We start from the raw sequence: 630 nt of genomic DNA on the forward strand, positions 1-630 counted from the left end.
GACAAGGCGCGCTTCGCGCAGAAGACCGACGCCCGCAAGCTGGCCGAGGTGATCCAGGGCGCCGATGTGTTCCTGGGCCTGTCGGCCGGCGGCGTGCTCAAGCCCGAGATGGTCGCCGCGATGGGGCCGCGCCCGCTGATCCTGGCGCTGGCCAATCCCACGCCCGAGATCCTGCCGGAAGTGGCGCAATCGGTGCGCGACGACGTGGTCATGGCCACCGGCCGTTCGGATTATCCGAACCAGGTCAACAACGTGCTGTGCTTCCCGTACATCTTCCGTGGCGCGCTGGACGTGGGCGCCACCACCATCACCCGCGAGATGGAAAAGGCGGCGGTGTACGCCATCGCCGAGCTGGCCGAGGAAGAACAGAATGAAGTCGTGGCGGCGGCCTATGGCACCTACGACATCTCCTTCGGCCCCGAGTACCTGATTCCCAAGCCCTTCGATCCGCGCCTGATCGTGCGCATTGCCCCGGCGGTGGCCAAGGCGGCCATGGATGGCGGCGTGGCCACGCGTCCGCTGGCGGACCTGGAAGCCTACGAAGAGCAATTGCAGCAGTTCGTGTACCACTCGGGCGCCTTCATGAAGCCCTTGTTCTCGGCAGCCAAACGCATCGTGCGCGAAGGCGGC

The 630-nt window shown here is 66.7% G+C and carries 1 protein-coding gene; it reads left to right on the forward strand.

Going from position 1 to position 630, the window contains the following annotated elements; all coding sequences use genetic code 11:
• A partial coding sequence (locus VCS63_RS29715) for a malic enzyme-like NAD(P)-binding protein (protein WP_323881929.1) occupies positions 1–630 on the forward strand: 630 nt, incomplete at both ends.

The sequence above is a fragment of the Achromobacter sp. D10 genome, assembly GCF_035282245.1.
GTDB lineage: Bacteria > Pseudomonadota > Gammaproteobacteria > Burkholderiales > Burkholderiaceae_B > Achromobacter > Achromobacter insolitus.